Source organism: Pseudomonas frederiksbergensis, assembly GCF_003732705.1.
Taxonomy (GTDB): Bacteria; Pseudomonadota; Gammaproteobacteria; order Pseudomonadales; family Pseudomonadaceae; genus Aquipseudomonas; species Aquipseudomonas frederiksbergensis_F.
In genome coordinates, this window is sequence record NZ_MOBR01000041.1 from 273,892 (window position 1) to 292,295 (window position 18,404).

Genomic DNA, 18,404 nt, shown 5'->3' on the forward strand with positions numbered 1-18,404 from the left:
TTTCTCCTGTTAGTGGGCAACCGCAGCAGCGCCGTGTTCATCGATCAACGCACCGTTGTGGAAACGGTCGATGGAGAAAGGTGCGGCCAATGGGTGCATTTCACCCTTGGCCAGACTCGCGGCAAATACGTTGCCCGAGCCAGGTGTTGCCTTGAAGCCACCAGTGCCCCAACCGCAGTTGAAGAACATGTTCGGCACTGGAGTTTTCGAGATGATCGGGCACGCATCCGGGGTGGTGTCGACGATGCCGCCCCACTGCCGGTTCATGCGCACGCGGGACAGCACCGGGAACATCTCGACGATGGCCTGGATGGTGTGTTCGATCACCGGGTACGAACCACGCTGGCCGTAGCCGTTGTAGCCGTCGATACCGGCGCCGATCACCAGGTCGCCCTTGTCGGACTGGCTGATGTAACCGTGCACGGCGTTGGACATGATCACGCTGTCGATAATCGGCTTGATCGGCTCGGACACCAGCGCTTGCAGCGGGTGGGATTCGATCGGCAGGCGGAAACCGGCGAGTTTGGCCATGTGCCCGGAGTTACCGGCAGTCACCACACCGACGCGCTTGGCGCCGATAAAGCCCTTGTTGGTTTCAACACCGATGCACACGCCGTTTTCCTTGCGGAAACCGATCACTTCGGTCTGCTGGATCAAGTCCACGCCGAGTGCGTCAGCGGCACGGGCAAAGCCCCACGCCACGGCATCGTGACGGGCCACGCCGCCGCGACGCTGAACGGTCGCGCCCAACACCGGGTAGCGAGTGTTCTTCGAGCAGTCGAGGTACGGAATCTCGTCGGCCACTTGCTTGGCATCGAGCAGTTCGCCGTCCACGCCGTTGAGGCGGTTGGCGCTGACCCGACGCTCGGAATCACGGATGTCTTGCAGGGTGTGGCACAGGTTGTAAACGCCGCGCTGGGAGAACATCACGTTGTAGTTCAGGTCCTGGGACAGGCCTTCCCACAATTTCATTGCGTGTTCGTACAGGTGCGCCGACTCGTCCCACAGGTAGTTGGAGCGAACGATGGTGGTGTTGCGCGCGGTGTTACCGCCGCCCAGCCAGCCTTTCTCGACCACGGCCACGTTGGTGATGCCGTGCTCTTTGGCCAGGTAGTAAGCCGTGGCGAGACCATGCCCGCCACCGCCGACGATGACCACGTCATAGACCTTTTTCGGGGTCGGCGTGCGCCACATTTTCTGCCAGTTTTCGTGATGGCTGAGGGAGTGTTTGAAGAGGCCGAAGCCCGAATAGCGTTGCATAGTCATTTACTCCAAAACCGCGCTCAGCGATAAACCGGGAAGTCCGCGCACAGGGCTGCCACTTGCTGCGCCACATTCGCTTCAACGTCGGCATCGCCAAGGTTGTCGAGGATGTCGCAGATCCAGCCGGCCAGCGTCACACACTGGGTCACCTTGAAGCCGCGCGTGGTCACCGCCGGGGTGCCGATACGCAGGCCCGAGGTCACGAACGGCGACTGTGGATCGTTCGGCACAGCGTTCTTGTTCACGGTGATGTGGGCGCGACCGAGGGCGGCGTCCGCATCTTTACCGGTGAGGCCCTGACGGATCAGGCTGACCAGGAACAGGTGGTTGTCAGTGCCGCCGGACACTACATCGTAGCCGCGTTTGATAAATACGCCGGCCATGGCCTGGGCGTTGTCGATCACTTGTTGTTGGTAAGCCTTGAAACCTGGCTCCAGCGCTTCCTTGAAGCACACCGCTTTACCCGCGATGACGTGCATCAGCGGGCCGCCCTGGGCGCCCGGGAATACGGCGGAGTTGAGCTTTTTCTCGATCTCTTCGTTGGCCTTGCACAGGATCAGGCCGCCACGCGGACCGCGCAGGGTCTTGTGGGTGGTGGTGGTGACCACGTCGGCGTACGGCAGCGGATTCGGGTACAGACCGGCGGCGACCAGACCGGCCACGTGGGCCATGTCGACGAACAGCAGCGCACCGACCTTATCGGCAATCTGGCGGAAACGCGGGAAGTCGAGGGTCTTGGAGTAAGCCGAGAAGCCGGCGACGATCATTTTCGGCTTGCATTCGACGGCCAGACGTTCGACTTCGTCGTAATCGATCAGGCCGGTCTTGACGTCGATACCGTACTGCACGGCGTTGTAGAGCTTGCCCGAGGACGACACTTTCGCGCCGTGGGTCAGGTGACCGCCGTGGGCCAGACTCATGCCCAGGATGGTGTCGCCCGCCTGGATCAGGGCCAGGTAAACGGCGCTGTTGGCGGAGGAACCGGAGTGCGGCTGGACGTTGGCGTAATCGGCGCCGAACAGTTGCTTGGCGCGTTCGATGGCCAGGGCTTCAACCTTGTCCACGTGCTCGCAGCCACCGTAGTAGCGCTTGCCCGGATAGCCTTCGGCGTATTTGTTGGTCAGGCCACTGCCTTGCGCTTCCATGACGCGTTTGCTGGTGTAGTTCTCCGACGCGATCAGCTCGATGTGATCTTCCTGGCGTTGCTCCTCGGCATTCATCGCCGCCAGCAGTGCATCGTCGTAGCCCTTGATCTGGTCTTGCTTGCTGAACATCGCGTCTCTCCCAGCGGCGGCTTGTGCGCCTTTCGTCTCGGTGAGGCACGTACCTTTCGGCAGTGCCCTTTGGATGCGATGGTATGACCGGCGCAGACAGGTCAAATGCCTATGGACGCCACGCAAAGGTGCGTTTACGACATGGGCCCAAATGGCTGGCTGAACAGCTACTGGATCCACTGAAGATCCCTGTGGGAGCGAGCCTGCTCGCGAAGGCGGTGCATCAGTAACGGGGATGTTGCCTGACACTCCCTCTTCGCGAGCAGGCTCGCTCCCACAGGGGGTTAGGCGATGATCTGACGTACTGCGAGCAGCAGTAGGAAATGTGCAGGATAGAGCGCATACGCCCAGCGACGCATCGGCGGTGGCTTGAGGCGTCCGGCGTGTCGCAACAGCAACAGCCCGAGCAATGGCGCAATCAGACAAGCGGCAAGCCCGAAAACCGCCGCGCCATTGCCCATCCGCGCAGCGGCATACAACACACTCCACTGATTCGCCGCCAGACACACCAGCCCCGGCAACAGGCTGAAATACCAGGGCCGGCGGATCACCAGCAGCATCGCCAGCGGCAACAGCACACCGAAGAATCCGAACATCAGTCGCTCCGGGAACAGCACCGCGAGCAACACGGCCCCCACCGCCAGCACGCGTGATTGCAGCGTCGGTTGCTGCCAACCGCGCGCCACCAGCAGGCCCAGCACCAATGTAGGCATCACGTTTAACGTGTCGGGATCAGGAATGAACAGCCGGTAGGGGATTTCGCTGATGGCGCTAAACACCATCAACCAACCCAGATAACGCCACTGAGCACTCGTTACGGCTGTACGCGTCCGAGAAAGATTCGCCGCCATCGCCAGACAGAACCATGGAAACGCCAACCGCCCCGGCACATATAGAAAATCGACGGAGTAACCGACATATCGCAGGTGATCGAGCACCATGCTCAACAGCGCCAGCCACTTGAGCAGATCCAGCGCGCCGTCCCTTGGCGTCATGTGCATAATTGCCCGTCAACTGTGCAATTTTCTGACAGCATCATCGCGTGTGCTCCCCGGACGATCTTCGGTAAAGTGCGCACCATCATTGACCACAAAGCTCCTCACCATAGGGGTTTTGAACACGGAATCAGGCCATGACCGATAAGAGCCAACAATTTGCCAGCGACAACTATTCCGGTATCTGCCCTGAAGCCTGGGCAGCCATGGAACAGGCCAACCACGGCCACCAGCGCGCTTACGGCGACGACGAATGGACCGCACGGGCGTCCGACGATTTCCGCAAGTTGTTTGAAACCGACTGCGAAGTGTTCTTCGCGTTCAACGGCACCGCGGCCAACTCCCTGGCCCTGTCGTCGCTGTGCCAGAGTTACCACAGCGTGATCTGCTCGGAAACCGCCCACGTCGAAACCGACGAATGCGGCGCACCAGAATTCTTTTCCAACGGCTCCAAACTGCTGGTCGCGCGCACTGAAAACGGCAAGCTGACCCCGGAATCGATCCGCGAAGTCGCGCTCAAGCGCCAGGACATCCATTACCCGAAACCTCGCGTAGTGACCCTGACCCAGGCGACCGAAGTCGGCAGCGTCTACACCCCGGAAGAAATCCGCGCCATCAGCGTTACCTGCAAAGAACTGGGCCTGAACCTGCACATGGACGGCGCGCGCTTCTCCAACGCCTGTGCGTTCCTCGGCTGCTCCCCGGCGGACCTGACCTGGAAGGCCGGCGTCGATGTGTTGTGCTTCGGCGGCACGAAAAACGGCATGGCCGTGGGCGAGGCGATTCTGTTCTTCAACCACAAACTGGCTGAAGACTTCGACTACCGCTGCAAACAGGCCGGGCAACTGGCCTCGAAGATGCGCTTTCTCTCGGCCCCGTGGGTCGGCATCCTGGAAAACGACGCCTGGCTCAAATACGCCAAACACGCCAACCACTGCGCGCAACTGCTGGCGGAACTGGTCAGCGATATCCAAGGCGTGGAACTGATGTTCCCGGTACAGGCCAACGGCGTGTTCCTGCAACTCTCGGAACCGGCCATCGCAGCCCTGACCGCCAAGGGCTGGCGCTTCTACACCTTCATCGGCAACGGCGGCGCCCGCTTCATGTGCTCGTGGGACACCGAAGAAGAACGCGTGCGTGAATTGGCGGCAGACATCCGCGAAGTCATGTCCCGCTAAACCCTCCCCCTGATCGTTCCCACGCTCCGCGTGGGAATGCAGCCCGTGACGCTCTGCGTCACAACAGTGCTCGACTCAACATCGGCGGTGAAGCTGGAACGCGGAGCGTCCCTGGAGGCATTCCCACGCGGAGCGTGGGAACGATCACTACGGGCGCGTCGCAATTTCCCACTCACTCCGCAGCGCCATCCTCTAGCCTGACGTCAACACACAGCTCACCCTAATCATTCCCTCGCAAAGGAATGCACCCATGGGCCGAAGCCGTTACGCCATCACCGAACCCGACAAACCCCACTTCCTCACCTGCACCCTCCTGGAATGGCTCCCGCTGTTCATCCGGCCTTATATCGTCGATCACCTGCTCAACTGCTGGCGCTATCAACAAACTCATCAGGAGCTGCGGCTATACGGCTATGTGATTCTCGAAAACCATCTGCACTTCGTCGCGCAAGCTCCAGACCTGAGTAAATGCCTAAGCCAGTTCAAATCCTTCACCGCTCGACAAATCATCAATGACTTGCAAAGCAAGGGTGCCGAGCGCGCATTGCAGCGCCTGCGTTTCAGTAAACGAGCGCACAAAAAGGATCGTGTTTATCAACTTTGGCAGGAAGGCTCACACGCAGAGATGGTGTACAGCGAAACAGTGATGCGCCAAAAGCTGGACTACATCCATTACAACCCGGTGAAGCGTGGGTATGTGGACTTACCGGAACAGTGGAGGTACTCAAGCGCCCGAGATTACGCCGGCCAGGAAGGACTCATTCAGATTCAGCGGTGGTACTGACAGATCGTTCCCACGCTCCGCGTGGGAATGCATCCAGGGACGCTCCGCGTTCCAGCTTCACCGCCGATTTAAAGCCGACCACCGTTGTGACGCAGAGCGTCACGGGCTGCATTCCCACGCAGAGCGTGGGAACGATCAGTTGTGGCGCACGCCTTGGTCTACATTAATCTGCTCAGATAAAAATAATCAGGAGCGCACGCATGTCCCTACAAGGCAAAACCCTGTTCATCACTGGCGCCAGCCGTGGTATCGGGCGCGAGATTGCGCTGCGGGCCGCGCGGGATGGGGCCAATGTTGTGATTGCGGCCAAAAGTGCCGAGCCGCATCCCAAACTGCCGGGCACGATTTTCAGTGTGGCCAAGGAAGTTGAAACGGCGGGCGGCAAGGCGTTGGCGTTGCAGGTTGATGTGCGCGATGAAGTCGCGGTGCGTGAGGCATTGGCCCAGGCCAACGATCATTTCGGCGGGATTGACGCGCTGATCAACAACGCCGGAGCGATCAAATTGACGGGGGTGCAACACATCGAGCTCAAGCGTTTCGACTTGATGCACCAGATCAACACCCGTGCCGTGTTGCTGTGCAGCCAGGCGGCTCTGCCCTATCTGAAAAAATCCAAGGGCCACATCCTCAACCTGTCGCCGCCGCTGAACCTGGCGACGAAATGGTTCGCGCAATACAGCCCCTACACCGTGACCAAATACGGCATGAGCATGCTCACGTTGGGGATGAGCGAGGAATTCAAGAACTCCGGCATCAGCGTCAACTCGCTATGGCCGCAAACCATGATCGCCACCGCCGCTATCGAGTTTCAACTCGGCTCGCGGGAGTCCTTCAAACATGCACGAACGCCAGCGATCATGGCGGATGCTGCGCACATCATTCTGGACAGCGCTGGCCGCAGCATTACCGGACGGTTGCTGATTGATGAGGAGGTTTTGCGCGAAAGCGGAGTGACGGATTTCGAGGGGTATCGGTTTGAACCGGACTCCACCGACAAACTGATGCCAGACCTGTTTGTCGATTGAGGGGTTTGTAGTGTCAGCTGGGCCCACCCCTCTCCCTAACCCTCTCCCCAAAGGGGCGAGGGGACTGACTGAGGTGCTCTTAGAGCTACGTCGACCTGAAAAACCGAGTCGAACTCCGGAATTGAATAGCCTCGATACTTGAAATCCAGAGTCGAACTCAGGCTTTGAAAACAACGAAGATCTGCACCCTTTCCCCCTCTCCCCTCTGGGGAGAGGGTTGGGGTGAGGGGGGTGGTTCTTGAAGTTAACGAATCATCAGAAATCGATCCGAACATCCCCCTTCGGCACACTGCAGCACGACAGGATGTAGCCCTCGGCTTCGTCTTCCTCGGTAATCCCGCCGTTGTGGTCCATTTCGACCTCGCCCCCCAGTTTCATCACCTTGCACGTCCCGCAGATCCCCATCCCGCAGGCTTTCGGGATCAACAGGCCGAGCTTGGCTGCCGCCGCATGCACGGTTTCACCCGGGGCCACGCGAATGCTCTTGCCGGACGAGATAAATTCGACCTGGTGCAGATCCGCCAAGTCGACTTCCGGCGCATCGGCAGCGATTTCGGCTTGTTCCACCGCATCGGCACGGGCTTCCGCTGGCGTGGCGCCGAAGGATTCCTCGTGATAACGGCTCATGTCGAAACCGGCCGCCTCGAGCATGCGTTTGACCGCGTTCATGTACGGCGTCGGCCCGCAGCAGAACACCTCGCGCTCCATGAAGTCCGGGGCCATCAGTTCGAGCATCTTGTGGTTCAGGTAACCGCGATAACCGGCCCATGGTTCGCCCAGGCCATGCTTCTCGCAGATCAGGTGCAGGCTGAAGTTATCGATCCGCGACGCCATGTGTTCCAGCTCGCGGTGATAGATGATGTCTTTCGGCGAGCGGGCGCTGTGGATAAACACCATGTCGACGTTGCCGTTGGTGTCGTAAAACCAGCGCGCCATGGACATGACCGGCGTGATGCCGACGCCGCCGCTGAGGTACAAAACCTTCGGCGCGGTGAAGTCCATGGCGTTGAACAGCCCGACCGGCCCGTGCACCGCCAGCTCCTGGCCTTCATGCAGGGTGTCGTGCAACCAGTTGGAGACTTTGCCCCCCGGCACGCGCTTGATGGTCACCGAAAAGCTGTACGGCACCGACGGCGAGCTGGAAATGGTGTAGGAGCGCATGATCGGCACGCCGTCGATTTCCAGCTCCAGGGTCACGAACTGCCCGGGCTTGAAGAAGAACAGGATCGGCTGATCGGCCATAAAACAGAAGGTGCGCACGTCCCAGGTTTCCTGGATGACTTTGACGCAACGGACGGTGTGTCGACCATTGGCCCAGGTCTGGGTAGTTACCGGATTCAGGAAGCTGTTGGACATGCTGTTCTCCACCGCCGATGCTCGGCCTTATGTTGGCGATTCTGCGTATAGCGCGAGCCACCCATTTACCTATCTGCGACATTCACATACTTATCGCGACCAGCCCCCAACTACCGGGGGTTGCGCGTCGGGAACAGATTGGGCCATGTCGCCCATGGATAAGGTTCTGGTATGCGCCGGCCCCACACTCGCTCCATACCAAGACACATTCTTTACACCTTGCGTAGCAAACCTGATTAGCCACTTTTCGCCGGCCTCACAGAAAGGGCCTTGAGGATCAAATCGATGGACGTCACCGCAAAAATCAGCCTGGGCGATCCGCTGGAACCCGCACGCAAGGCCACCGCGCAGATGCTGCAAGAACGCGAGCGTACTTACTCGCTGCCGCAGCCGTTTTACTCTGACGAGCGGCTGTTTGATATCGATATGCAGGAGATCTTCCAGAAAGAGTGGTTGATCGCTGGCATGACCTGCGAAATCCCGACCAAGGGCAACTACTTGACCCTGCAAGTCGGCAAGAACCCGATCATCGTGATTCGCGGCGCCGAAGGCGTGGTGCATGCGTTCCACAACGTTTGCCGCCACCGTGGCTCGCGCTTGTGCACCAGCGACAAAGGCAAGGTCGCCAAACTGGTGTGTCATTACCACCAGTGGACCTACGAGCTGGACGGTCGCCTGCTGTTCGCCGGCACCGAAATGGGCGCTGACTTCGACATGAAGCAGTACGGCCTCAAGCCTGTGAACGTGAAGACCGCTGGCGGTTACATCTTCATCAGCCTGTCGGAAAATCCGCCGGCGATTGATGACTTCCTGTCGACGCTGAACCATTACATGGAACCGTACGACATGGAGAACACCAAGGTGGCGATCCAGACTACCTTGTTTGAAAAGGCCAACTGGAAACTGGTGCTGGAAAACAACCGCGAGTGCTATCACTGCAACGCGTCGCACCCGGAACTGCTGAAAACCCTGCTGGAATGGGATGACGTGACCGACCCACGGGCCGACCAGGCGTTCAAGGACCACGTCGCCGCGTCCGCCGCGGCCTGGGAAGCCGAGAAGATTCCTTACGCTCACGCCAGTTTCGGCCTGCGTAACCGCATCGTGCGCATGCCGCTGCTCAAAGGCACCGTGTCGATGACCCTCGATGGCAAACAAGGCTGCGCCAAACTCATGGGCCGGATCAAAAACCCGGACCTCGGCTCGATGCGCATCCTGCACCTGCCGCACTCGTGGAACCACTGCATGGGCGACCACATCATCGTGTTCACGGTGTGGCCGATCAGTGCTCAGGAAACCATGGTCACCACCAAGTGGATCGTGCACAAGGACGCGGTTGAAGGCGTGGACTATGACGTGGACCGCATGCGCCAGGTCTGGGATGCGACCAACGACCAGGACCGTCGTCTGGCCGAAGAAAACCAGCGCGGGATCAACTCCACGGCGTACCAGCCAGGGCCTTACTCCAAGACCTATGAGTTTGGCGTGGTGAATTTTGTGGATTGGTACAGCGAGCGGTTGCTGAACAACCTGGGGGCAGAGCCGGCGGCTTACCTCAAGGGCGTGCCGGTTCAGGGCTGAGTCGTCTGACAAACCCCCGTCGATCATCACGATCTGCGGGGGTTTGTTTTTTGCGTTGGTTTAAGGCTGTTGCACTCTCATGCTCGATACCTTGCCGTCCAGTTGACTGGAAGAGCCGCCGCGGGTAATCCGCCACGAGCCACCGTCATAGTTGCGATCGAAACTTCCCACCACCACGGGCTGAGTAATGTCACGCAGGACATCCACTCGCGCATACCCCTGGTTTTGGTTCTGGTCCCAGTTGCCGTAGACACTGAAACTGGTGCCCGCCTTGGCCCGCAGAATTCTGGCGGACTTGGCTTCGTCATTTTTGCAGGCATTGCCCGATTTGAAGTTGAAGTTGGCGCTGTGAGCCAGGCTTACCGTGCAGACAATGTTCTGACCGGCGCCGTTGCCTTCATACAACACGACACTGGCATCGGAAAAATCGGCCGGTGTCTTGCCCACCGAAATCCGCGACACTTTGCCATCCAGACCGTTATTGCGGACATAGGTCAGTTTGAAATCAGCGTCCTCGTATTGAGTTTCAAACGTTCCTACCACCACCGACTCGTTCAAACCGATATCACGTTTAACGTCGATAAAGGCATGGTCATCTTTCGGATCACCATTGGACGAATCATAAACGGCAATTCGCGTCCCCTTGGCCACCCCTCGCAACTTCAAGGACCTGGCTTCATCATTTTCACAGCCGTGTGCTGGCAGGCTGAAGTTATAGTCCTTGCCCGCCGGAATAACGCAGGTCGTATCACCGGCCGCGTTGGCCCGATTTTGTTCGTAAAAGTAGTAACCCCCCTGGGTCAGCGCGGCCGCATAGGGAAATGTGTCGCCACGATGGTTGTAATCGACGGCAAGGTAGTTCGGCGCCGTGCGTTTGCCCCACACGCTGGCACAATGGCTGTCTACGCGACGTTCGAGGTAAGTCAGGTTGTTATCCACATCGCCAGCGTGTGCCGCGTTTTTTTCGAAGCTATGAAACTGATTCATGACGAACAACCGCGGCCACTGGGTGAAGCCGTTCACCCCTACCGTCGGGGTGTAAGAGTTCCAGCGCGACGGACAACTCCAATCATGCTTGAGGGTGGTTGCACCCAGGTCCCAGTAATTCTGGTTCTCCCAGTGACTGTCCTTCAGCAGATTGAGTGTTTTGCCATTGCTGACGTACTCGCCAGGATTGCCATCGGTCAGCATGATCAGGCGTTTGCCGCTGCCGATGATCTGCTGAAGGGTTGGCCAGGAACGCGAACCGGAATAGGCCCGTGGGTCAAACATCATGTCCGCCAGGCCCGGCACGGCATCGAATGCCCTGTTGAGGACATCCCTGTCGACATAGTTTTCGAGCGTCACGGTGACCACGGCATTGGGATTACTGCGCAAGAACGGCAGGAATACCGTGTTCAATGCATCGGAGAACTTCATGTCCGTTCTCGTAGAGCACTTCCAGGTGTCCAAGGTATGGCACAAATAGGCGGTTGGGGTGTTACCCAAATTGCCCAGATGCAAGTCCAGCATAAAACCCCGAACACCTCGATTAAGTTGTTCACGCATTTCATCCAGAAAACCGTTATGCGCCATCACCCAAGTGTATTCGTTAAAGGGTTTGGTAAGGTCCGTAATACCCGGCGCTGTTTCTGCCGCCGACGCTGAATGCGAAGCGAGCACAGGCGCAGCGAGAATGGCGGACAGCAACGCCAGTTTTTAAAGTTAAGCATTATTAATCTTCCATGATAATGAGCCCGGCAACTAATATTGAATCAAAGACCGGGACGCCATTAACTGAAAAATTAACTTGTTAGAAAACCATTAATGATTGTCCAAATATATCACCCATAAAAAATGCGCTCAAAAAGAGCGCATTTTTATTCAAGCCAACTACTGGATCAGTTCGAACTCCATCGAACTTTTCCGTTCTCCCCGATAAATGTTTCAATAATGTTTTCGCCGACAAGCTGCACTTTCACATAACCATTCAACACCCGATCCGGATACGCCTCATCCCCGGCATTCTCGGTTTCCGACCACAACACCCGCGAATGCCCGTTCAGTTCGCTGGCATTGCCATATGGAATCGCCCCATGCCCGGCGCAACGCGCATGTAGCCCACCCTGAGCGGCGTAGCAGATGCCGTTGTGCAAATGCCCCCAGTACCAATAATCCGGCTCACGGCCCAAGGCATCACATACCGTTTTAAACAGCGCCGTGGTGTTGTGCCCGGATATGTCGAAACCCTGATGGTGGCTGAGCACCATGATTTTCTTGCGCTGAGGCAGGTCTTTCATCCAGGCGATCTGTTCTTTGTTGAGCGTACCGTCCATGTACAGGTTGATTGCATCCGAGGCGTACGCGCTGTCGAGCCCGATCACCACCCAATCATCGTTGTACAACGCGAAATAACTGGTGCCCTGCTGCGTCGGGAAGCGTTTGGCCAGTTCCTTGTAGTAACCATGGGCGCCGCTGTACATCTCGTGGTTGGAATTGAGGGTGAACGAGCCGTGCTTGCCCATCGGCCACCCGACCATGTCGACATCTTCCTGGGAGTGAGTGCCGGCGTAATACACATCCCCCAGGTGAATGGTGAAATCGGCCTGGGCCAGTTGCATCTGATTGGCCACCGCCACCGCCGGGGCATGGCTGTCGAACGGCCCGGTGCCCCAGTCGCCGGCGATGGCCAGGGTCACGTCGCTGTCCATCTTCATCAGCGCCGGGGTGGTGGCGAACGGTGCGTGATGACGCAGGTTTTCAATCCACTTCAGCAACGCCTCGCTCCACAGCAAATCCAGCAGCTCCCATTTGCGACAGCCAAGCAGACTGCCGTCCTTGAGCACCCGGGTCTGCAACTCGTCGCTGGATTGCGGCAAGGGTGTGGCGTTACCGATGTGCAGGATCGACAAGCCGTGGGACAACTCCCACGGCACGCTCGGTTCGTCGTCCGGCAGGTCGCCGTGTTTGAGCACGTATTGCGCCTGATCGTGACCGCGCTGCAGCAGCGCGACGATGGCCTCGAATTCCTCCGGCTCAAGCTCGCTGACGAGTTTCTTCCACGACATTTCCAGCCGCGTGAACAGCCCGTGCAGGCGCAGCTTGACCTTGTCGTACTCATGTTCCCAATGACTGACTAATGACATGTTGGTATTCCTCCATCCGTAGTGGGATCACAGGGTTTTCATGAATTCGATGAGCGCCCGTTTATCGATGTCCGACAGCTGCGTGCCATACAGGTGGCCACTGTTGTGGTTGCCCTCCAGTCGAGTGTCGTACTTGAAACCGACCGAAGCATTGCCCGGTGCCGCGCTGGTGACGAAGCCGACCTTCTGCTGGTCGTAGACGTCGGAACCGGTGAAGAACACCTGCGGCCGCTGTTCCGGTGGTTGCAGCAAATCCCACAGAGTCGGCACCGAACCGTTGTGCAGGTACGGCGCGCGCATCCAGATGCCGTCGGTGGGGGTGTTGCTGTAGCTCTGGGTCTTGCGATAGGCGTTGAAGTCGAACGGCGGTTTCTTGAAGCCGTGGAACGCCGTCACCAGACCAGTGGTGAACGAGTCCAGCCGATGGGGATCGGTGCCCAGTTCTTCGATGTTGGTGGTGACTTGCCCGGTGTCGGTGCGGCCGAACTCATGGCAACCGGCGCAGTTCTTGTCCCACACCGGTTTGCCCTGGGCGACCTTGGCCTGATCCAGCGCCCATGGCCAGGCGGGCGGCTTGGTGCCGAGCAGCCAGTTGGTCACGCGATTGAAGCTTTCCGGCAGCACCGATTCCGGCGTCGCGCCCACGGCCATCGCCGCTGCGTAGTTGCGCTCGTGGATGTCGTTGTTGTTGCCGTCCCAGTGCAGGTACAGCGACTCCCGGGGTTTCTGGTTCCAGACTTGCGGCAGGTCGACGGTGCCGATGGTCGAGTCATCCGGGAAGCCGAACACCACCATTTTCGTCGGGTTGAACGTGTCGGTACGCCCCGGTCCTTGTGGCGGGCGCAGCTTCTGCCAGGCGTAGGCCTGTTTCTGCGCGAGCAGCGCGCTCTTGGCCATGGGGATGATCAGGTAGCGGTTGTACAGCCGCTCGAAAAAGCCGAGCTGGAATTTGCCGTTGATCGCGGTCATCACCGCATCGGTGGTGAATTTCGGGTCGCTGGCGCAATCGTAGGCGAACCACTGGAACGCTTGCAGTTGCAACGTATTGGCGGGCGCGGTAGCCACCGTTTTGGCGACGTCGCTGGCATTCGCGCGATAGGAACCGGTGTGGCACAGGGCGCAGTTCGGTTCGACGGTCGGGTAGCCGATCTGCCGCTTGGCCATGCCGACGGGCAGGTCCTTGCCGTTTTCGTAGAGGAAGCCGAAGACTTCGTAGCCGCCGGGTTTCGGCAGTTTCTCCGGGCACATCTGCGGCAACACGGCGAACAGGTAATACGGAATCCGCGCTTCGATGCCCAGGCCAATGGCGGCGTATTTGTAGTGGTCTTCGTCGGAGGCGTATTTCTCCGCCGGCACCACCCGCAGCATCTGGTACCAGGTTTCGTAACCGATAAACCCGAGCAGCAGCACCACGATCAGTGTCCCGACCTTGAAGCCGTGGCTTTGCCAGCGCAGCGCCCAACCCGCGCGCCATTCCCGCCAGCCGTCGCACAGCAGCGCCAAGGGTCGAGTGGCCGGCGTGGTGCCGAGGTACAGCAAGATCCCGAGGATCAGGAACATGCTCAGGTCGCCGAGGAACATCGGCACAAACACCGTGGCCTGGTTACTGGTGTTGATCAGGTAGATCCAGAACGCCACAGCGATCAGCCGCGACAGCACGCACAACCACGAATGCACTACAAACCGTGGCGCGTTGAAGCCCGATGGCATGTAGAACACGCTGATGCCGACCAGCAACATGCCGGCGTTTTCCAGCCATGGATCGGAGAGTTGCGGCGGCAGGCCGAGCATCGACGTCAGCAGCGCCGGGGCAAACAGGGCCGGCAGCGCGAAGAACATATTCATCACGATGCCTAGCCAGATGAAGCGTTGAAACCAGCGGATGTAACTGTCCATTTTTTATCCCCAGATCGTTCCCACGCTCTGCGTGGGAATGCCGCCATGGACGCTCCGAGTCCGCTCTTGTGACGCAGAGCGTCACGGGATGCATTCCCACGCGGAGCGTGGGAACGATCATTACTGGCCGATAGCGGTTTTCTCCAGGTGTTGCAGGATGATCGGGTACACATCGACCACCGCGTCCTTGCCGAACATGCAGTCGATGTGGCCGTAGCCCGGCACCACTTGCCGGCTGTAGTTTTCCGGCCCATGGACCTTGCACACCCGCTCGTAGGTCTTGAGCGTGCTTTCCGGCAGGTAGCACTGGTTGTCCGCGCCGCTGATGAAACAGATCGGCATGCTCAGCCGATCGAAGTGCGACATGTACACGTCCTCACCCTTGAAGTTCACCAGATGGCCTTTGCGCACGATCAACGCCAGGTGTTCGAAGGTTTGCATGTTCGACTCGCCGAACAGTTCGTGCAGGTTGTCGTGCAGGGTTTCGTTGAGGGTGTCGTGGCGGTACAGCGATGCATACATGAAGGTGATGCGATGACACACCGGGTTGGTGCAGTAGCCCTGGGCCTCGATCCGGGCATAGCCGTTGAGGGCTTTGTCGTAGAGTTTGTTGAACCAGTTCTCCTTGTTGTCGGCATAAGCAGTCAGGGATTTGACCCCAAGGACATCGAGCATTCCCGGCAAGTGCAAACCAGCCTTGAGCCCGGTGGCCGTGGCCACCACGGTATCCGCCGCAATCTGCGAGCAGACCACCGACCGCACGCCTTGCAACCCGGCCAGCAGCGACATGAAAAACGTCGTCGCGCCGTAGCAATGCACCACGCATTGCACATCGGCAGCCTTTGTCGCTTGCTGGATTTGCGCGATGGCCGCCTTGAAGTCGTACTGGGCAATCTGGTCGCCGTTCCATTCCTTCTTGCTCGCCGGCAGCAGGATGCTCACCCGCAAATCCAGCAGCCACACGTCGTACTCGTGCTTGCACAGGTACTCCAGCAGGTTGGTCTGGATGGTGTCGGTGGAGAAAATATTCGAGCCCACGCCCAAGCCATGCACCAGCATCACCGGGCCTTTCGTGCCGCCCTGATAACGGGTCAGGCGCAGTTCGACGTTGTCCTCGGTTTGGAAGAAATGCACGCTCGGCGTTGGCGCATCCAGCGGCCGTTTCAGCCGCGGCGGCGCGTCCGGGTTGAAGTAAATGTCGCCAGCGAACACCCCGCCGTAGCTCTCCCAGAGAATCCCGGCGAAGAACTTGCCGAACCGCGCCAGGCCTTCGATGCGCTCGCGTTCGTTGCGCGCATTGAGCACTTTCATGGTGGTCATTTGCTTGGCGAAGTCGGTCGGGTGGATGTGCATGACGCCTGAGCCGAGCACCGCGCCAGTCTTGTCCGGCCCGTTATACAGCGTGACGTAGAGGGTGCTGGTGTCGTGCCAGATATTCAGCACGCCATTGTCTTCGGGCACGGTTTTGAAGGCGCTGAAGAAATAGTCGTGACCGTCCTCGGCGGTCAGTTTCATGTCGTATTTCATGTGGCGCACGCCGACCTGTTCCTCGAACTGTTCGAACAGGTTGAACACGCCGTTGCTGGCAGTCAGTGGCTGCGGCGACAGGCCCGGCGCATTCAGGGTGCCGACCAGGGTGGCGGCGTGTGCCGGTTCCTTGATCATGCGGTTGAGGTCGTTGGCGGTGATGGTCAGGGTGAACTCGATGGGCGAGTTTTCCGATTCGCCGCGCGTGGCCGCTGCTTCGTACAACGTGAGGTCGGTGCCTTGGGCTTGGGTGAAGTCCTTGGAAAAGTAGCCCTTCATGGTTTCGGTGAACTGCACGCCGAGGGTCGGCGGCGCCACTTGTTTGCGCGGCGCCGACGGCAGTGTGTAGTCGATCTTCCAACCGCGATCCGCCGCCAGCAAACCCATGTTGCGCTCGCTCACCGCCGAGATGGTCAGCAGCGGATTGACCGCCAGGGACGTCGGGATCACCGCGCCGTCGGTCACGTACAAACCGGCGTACACGTCAGTACCACTGGCACCGCTGAACACCTGCCCTTTGTGATTGACCACGCCCTGCCCCGCGTCCTCACCCATCACGCAACCGCCCAACGGGTGGACCGAAACGATGCTGTGCTTGAGCAGCTTGGTCCAGATCGGATTTTCGACCCAGACCCCGCCCAGCGCCTTGGTGCTCAGGTGCAGGCGTTCGTTGCCGAGTTTGACGTTTTCCTGCTCGCCCACGCCTGGCCAATCGATGCGCAGTTGATCCTTGCTGTCGAGCACCATCCGGCCCTTGCCGTCGTCGTGACTCATGATCAGGTAGGTCTGCATGTTGTGCAGCGCGCCGTAATACGGGCCACGCAGGAAACTTTCCGCTTCGCGCTCCTTGTATTTCAGCTTGCCGGTGAAGCTGTCGTCAGTCGCCACGCCGATCAGCTCGGCGAATCCGGCCATGCTCGGCACCATCGGCCGGCCGAGGGCGCCGGGGATCGAGCCTTCTTCGATGACCATGCGGCTGCGCCAGTCGCCTTCGGTGCGCATGTCGATGATTGAAGTGATGCAAGGGCCCACCGGGCTGAGTTCCTTGGCCGGGTGCGCGCCGAAACCGATGCCGTTGATCGGCTGTTCGCAGTTATGGCCGAAGCCGAGGATGTCGCCGTTGCCGCTCATGTTTTCGCCGAGCTGGTTGGAGGTCGACAGGCCTTTATCCCGGGAGCGCAGGAGGATTTCGGTGGAGCCCAACGTGCCGGCGGAGACAACCACGATGTCGGCTTTGACGAACAGCGTCGGCGCGGAGAACTTCTCGCGGCCGCTATCGAGATATTGGAAGTGCACGATCCAGCCATCGCCGTCGCGCTCCAGATGCCGCACCTCGGCCTGGCAGAAAATCTCCGCACCGTGGTTCCAGGCGTCCGGCAGGTAATTCATCAGCGTGGTGTTCTTGGCCTTGTTGTTACAGCCCGAGACGCAGTCGCCACAGTTGTTGCAGGGCAGTTGCTCGACGCCAACGTGGTTGAGGTTGTTCGGCAGTTTGTCGAAGGTCACGTTGATCGGCGGCCGGTAGAAGTGCGCGCCTTGCTTGAGGTAATCCGCTGACTTCTTGTTGGCTTCGAGTTTCGGCAGCACTGGCGAAGTGCTGGGGTACGGCATCGGTTTGAGCATTTCCCGGGCCCGGGCATAACCGTCCTTGAGCAAGGTGTCGCGATGTTCACGCACTGCAAGAGGCCAGCGCGGATCGTCGAACACGCCGGGCTCCGGTTCCAGGGCGACGTTGGCGTTGATCAGCGACGTACCGCCCAAACCGCAACCGACCACCACGTTCTGCTGGGCGTTGACGTGCAAATCGAACAACCCGGTGCGCGAGCCGATATGCCCGTCCGGGTCGTGCACCTGCAATTCCTCGGTGGCCGCGATCATGGTGTTCGGGTATTCACCGGGTTGCATCTCCCGGCCGCGCTCCAGCAGGCACACCCGCTTGCCGGCCCGGGACAAGCGCGAAGCCGCAATCCCGCCGCCATAGCCGGAGCCAATGACGATCACGTCGTAGTGTTCCTTGATGTCGCTGATGGGCGTAGCGATCCGGGTCATGGTTCTTTTCCTCTCAGGCTGAAGGGGCAACTCTGCGGTTGCCTGCAATCAATGGGCGAACGAACACCTGGCCATCGAGCGAACCCGGCGGCAACAAGCTGTGTCAGTGCAAAGGTCTGGCGCTATAGACGCGCACGCTGATTGGCGGCCCGGCGATGGATTCGCTTGCGCAGCGAAGTCGCGGCGGCCGGGACGCAGGTCGTGCAGGGAATGGGGTGCGAGCGGTGTGGCTGGCTATCCATCACGCGTTCTCCCTGAACCAGATGTGGATAAGTGGCGGTTGTCCTTTTGTAACTGGTTAGTGAAGACAGGCGACAGATTGAAGTCAAGGAAGTGCCTTAGAACTGTACG

Annotated in this window: 12 protein-coding genes; 4 read left to right on the forward strand and 8 right to left on the reverse strand. The window is 59.4% G+C overall.

From position 1 onward, the window contains the following. Positions 1–9: 9 nt before the first annotated feature. The 3 genes from BK667_RS28845 to BK667_RS28855 all read right to left on the reverse strand — a co-directional run bounded on the left by BK667_RS28845 (position 10) and on the right by BK667_RS28855 (position 3,538). Positions 10–1,260 (reverse strand): sarcosine oxidase subunit beta, encoded by a 1,251-nt coding sequence (locus BK667_RS28845; RefSeq protein ID WP_123410388.1) that lies wholly within the window; start codon positions 1,258–1,260, stop codon positions 10–12. A gap of 23 nt (positions 1,261–1,283) precedes the next feature. Then, complete coding sequence (gene glyA / locus BK667_RS28850) at positions 1,284–2,537, reverse strand: serine hydroxymethyltransferase (RefSeq protein ID WP_123513162.1); 1,254 nt, start codon at positions 2,535–2,537, stop codon at positions 1,284–1,286. A 284-nt stretch (positions 2,538–2,821) separates the two neighbouring features. After that, positions 2,822–3,538 (reverse strand): TraX family protein, encoded by a 717-nt coding sequence (locus tag BK667_RS28855; RefSeq protein ID WP_123599605.1) that lies wholly within the window; start codon positions 3,536–3,538, stop codon positions 2,822–2,824. Positions 3,539–3,669: 131 nt separating this feature from the next. On the opposite strand from BK667_RS28855, the gene BK667_RS28860 reads away from it, so the two are divergent. The 3 genes from BK667_RS28860 to BK667_RS28870 all read left to right on the forward strand — a co-directional run bounded on the left by BK667_RS28860 (position 3,670) and on the right by BK667_RS28870 (position 6,519). Further along, positions 3,670–4,710, forward strand: coding sequence for a threonine aldolase family protein (locus tag BK667_RS28860; protein ID WP_123513166.1), 1,041 nt, complete (start codon positions 3,670–3,672; stop codon positions 4,708–4,710). 250 nt (positions 4,711–4,960) lie between these two features. Beyond that, a complete protein-coding gene (locus BK667_RS28865) occupies positions 4,961–5,494 on the forward strand; it encodes an REP-associated tyrosine transposase (protein WP_123599606.1) in 534 nt (177 codons plus the stop codon). A gap of 200 nt (positions 5,495–5,694) precedes the next feature. Then, positions 5,695–6,519 (forward strand): SDR family oxidoreductase, encoded by an 825-nt coding sequence (locus tag BK667_RS28870; RefSeq protein ID WP_123599607.1) that lies wholly within the window; start codon positions 5,695–5,697, stop codon positions 6,517–6,519. A 255-nt stretch (positions 6,520–6,774) separates the two neighbouring features. Here BK667_RS28870 and gbcB read toward each other — a convergent pair whose 3' ends face one another. Further along, entirely contained in the window at positions 6,775–7,875 is a 1,101-nt protein-coding gene (gbcB, locus tag BK667_RS28875; protein WP_123513170.1) for a glycine betaine monooxygenase reductase subunit, read from the reverse strand. A gap of 285 nt (positions 7,876–8,160) precedes the next feature. Here gbcB and gbca point away from each other — a divergent pair, with 285 nt between their 5' ends. Further along, the gene (gene gbca, locus BK667_RS28885) at positions 8,161–9,456 is read left to right on the forward strand and encodes a glycine betaine monooxygenase oxygenase subunit (RefSeq protein WP_123599608.1); all 1,296 of its coding nucleotides are present in this window, start codon (positions 8,161–8,163) and stop codon (positions 9,454–9,456) included. Positions 9,457–9,516: 60 nt separating this feature from the next. Here the strand turns inward: gbca and BK667_RS28890 are convergent, their stop codons facing one another. The 4 genes from BK667_RS28890 to BK667_RS28905 all read right to left on the reverse strand — a co-directional run bounded on the left by BK667_RS28890 (position 9,517) and on the right by BK667_RS28905 (position 18,053). Further along, positions 9,517–11,145: a phosphoinositide-specific phospholipase C-related protein gene (locus tag BK667_RS28890; RefSeq protein ID WP_148060169.1), complete on the reverse strand. Its 1,629-nt coding sequence runs from the start codon at positions 11,143–11,145 to the stop codon at positions 9,517–9,519. A gap of 191 nt (positions 11,146–11,336) precedes the next feature. Further along, positions 11,337–12,581, reverse strand: a complete 1,245-nt coding sequence (locus BK667_RS28895) for a metallophosphoesterase family protein (RefSeq protein WP_123599610.1) — start codon at positions 12,579–12,581, stop codon at positions 11,337–11,339. Positions 12,582–12,608: 27 nt separating this feature from the next. Beyond that, positions 12,609–14,477: a c-type cytochrome gene (locus BK667_RS28900; RefSeq protein ID WP_123599611.1), complete on the reverse strand. Its 1,869-nt coding sequence runs from the start codon at positions 14,475–14,477 to the stop codon at positions 12,609–12,611. Between the two features lie 120 nt (positions 14,478–14,597). Then, positions 14,598–18,053, reverse strand: coding sequence for an alpha/beta fold hydrolase (locus tag BK667_RS28905; protein WP_123599612.1), 3,456 nt, complete (start codon positions 18,051–18,053; stop codon positions 14,598–14,600). Positions 18,054–18,404 lie beyond the last annotated feature (351 nt).